This is a genomic window from Psychromonas sp. (assembly GCF_983033635.1).
The window spans coordinates 8,474-10,649 of the sequence record NZ_CEZLMY010000121.1; the positions used below are offsets into that span (position 1 = coordinate 8,474).

The 2,176-nt window shown below is 37.2% G+C and carries 3 protein-coding genes and 1 pseudogene; 2 read left to right on the forward strand and 2 right to left on the reverse strand.

What is annotated here, in order from left to right; translation table 11 throughout:
• Positions 1 to 310: pseudogene (locus AC4GME_RS13710) on the reverse strand (cyclic nucleotide-binding domain-containing protein); the annotation flags it as partial.
• Positions 311 to 547: 237 nt separating this feature from the next.
• Positions 548 to 790 (reverse strand): YheU family protein, encoded by a 243-nt coding sequence (locus tag AC4GME_RS13715; RefSeq protein WP_490376701.1) that lies wholly within the window; start codon positions 788 to 790, stop codon positions 548 to 550.
• A 60-nt stretch (positions 791 to 850) separates the two neighbouring features.
• Here AC4GME_RS13715 and can point away from each other — a divergent pair, with 60 nt between their 5' ends.
• Together can and AC4GME_RS13725 are read left to right on the forward strand one after the other, a co-directional pair.
• The gene (can, locus tag AC4GME_RS13720) at positions 851 to 1,480 is read left to right on the forward strand and encodes a carbonate dehydratase (protein WP_490376700.1); all 630 of its coding nucleotides are present in this window, start codon (positions 851 to 853) and stop codon (positions 1,478 to 1,480) included.
• Between the two features lie 86 nt (positions 1,481 to 1,566).
• On the forward strand, positions 1,567 to 1,872 hold the full coding sequence (locus AC4GME_RS13725; RefSeq protein WP_490376699.1) for a c-type cytochrome: 306 nt from the start codon (positions 1,567 to 1,569) through the stop codon (positions 1,870 to 1,872).
• Positions 1,873 to 2,176 lie beyond the last annotated feature (304 nt).

Here is a 2,176-nt window from a genome sequence, read left to right on the forward strand (position 1 = left end):
TCTTGTAAGAAATTTCAGCAACTTCACAAGATGACTTTGCTTTTACAGAAGCACTGCGAATTGGCTCTTCTTCTTTATCAAATAACCCTAATTCACCAAGAAAGTCACCTTGATTTAGGTAAGATAAGATCATCTCTTTACCTTCTTCGTCTTTGATCACAACAGCAACTGAGCCTTTTACGATAAAGTAGAGTGTATCGGCTTTTTCACCAGCATGAATAAGCATGCTTTTAGCTGGGTATTTATGTGTGTGACAGTGTGATAAAAACCACTCTAACGTAGGATCGGCTTGAGGTTTGGTAATGATCATAAATTTCCCTTAATTGGTATTGAATAGCTAATTGGCTATCTCTTGTTGTTCTTTGTCCAACATGAGTTTTAATGATAGTAATAAGTGTGATTGTATCTCTTTTTACGTGTCGTCGATAACATTTATCCCCCTATGTTATTAAAGAAACTAGATCTTTGTCAAAAAATACAAATGTTTTATAAAACAACTGATTGTTTTAATATAAAAGGGTTATATAGAGTTTAATATTATGTTTGATTATTGTTCGTTTATTAATTGCATCTGTTGATCAAGTTGGTTTTTATGAATTAGAGTGACACTTTCAGAAAGCTCAGAATATAAGATAACAACAGTGCCTTGTTTTAACTGTTGTAATACATGTTCGGTTTTTTGCGGTAAAGAAACTTCCTGCTCCCCGTAGTCAGTCCCCTCGCGCAGTATAAAGTACTCGATTAAGTTATGTAATGTATCTAGATCTAGATCCTGATATGGTATAAGCATGTATATCCTAAAAAGTGGCTGCTAATGTGCTGCTAACGGTACATTCTATAAAGGTGAAGTATGAGCTTATTGGAAGATTTATTAAAGAAGAATGAACAGTGGGCTGCAAAAATAAATCAGGAAGATCCTACCTTTTTTTCACAACTGGCGGATCAGCAATCACCCGATTATTTATGGATTGGTTGTTCAGATAGCCGTGTTCCAGCAATTCAATTATTGGGGATGATGCCTGGTGATATTTTTGTGCATCGTAATATTGCCAATTTGGTTGTCCATACCGATTTAAGCTGTATGTCTGTTATTCAATACGCAGTTGATGTATTAAAAGTAAAACATATTATTGTAACGGGCCACTATGATTGTGGAGGCATAAAAGCGGCGATGCAAAAGCAGTCCTTTGATCTGATTGATGGCTGGCTGCGTAATATTAAAGATATCTATGTTAAATACAGTGATACTTTTTCTGATGAGATGACAGATAAGCAGCGTTTAGATTATTTAACTGAGCTTAACGTGGTTGAGCAGGCAAAAAATGTCTGTCATACCACCTGCGTGCAGGAAGCTTGGGCGAAAGGACAGGAGCTGACGGTTCATGGACTTGTATATTCTGTGGAAGATGGGCGTTTAAAAGATCTTAATATGAACTTTGATAACCTAGATAAGATAAACGACTTATACCATATTCGTTGATCTCTCATTGTGTTCATTTTTTTATGCACGGTGATGCATAACTGTCTACAATGACCCATCGTTTACACGGAATGAAAGGAATTGTTATGAAAAAGTTATTACTCGCATCGTTAATATTGACGTTACCAACTATGGTCTCAGCTGCCGATATCGAAGCCGGTAAAGCTAAATCAGTGGTATGTGCGGCTTGTCATGGAGCAGGCGGTGTTTCTGCTGTGCCTATTTACCCTAACTTAAAAGGCCAGCAGGAAGCTTACCTTATTTCTTCATTGAAAGCCTACAAATCTGGGCAGCGCCAGGGCGGCATGTCTGCAATTATGCAGCCGCAGGCAACTATGCTGTCCGATACGGATATGGCTAATATCGCCGCTTATTATTCTTCTCTAAAATGATAATAGATTAAATGTGCAGTACATTTATGAGCGGATATCTCTAATAAAAAACCACTATCACTGATAGTGGTTTTTTTGAGTTCGATAATCTTATTTTCTGTTTTTTCCGTTGCTGCAGATACAAAACGGTCTCAATTAAGAGACCGTTTTTCTTTTTAATCAATAGTGATTATAGGTCGTCACTGTGTTCAGCTAGGCCATTATTTTTAATATAGCAGCCACACCTTCTGGTGTTGCTTCCATCGCCGTTTTTTTAACCAATAGTGATTATAGCTCGTCACTGTGTTCAGCAAGGAACTTAGCC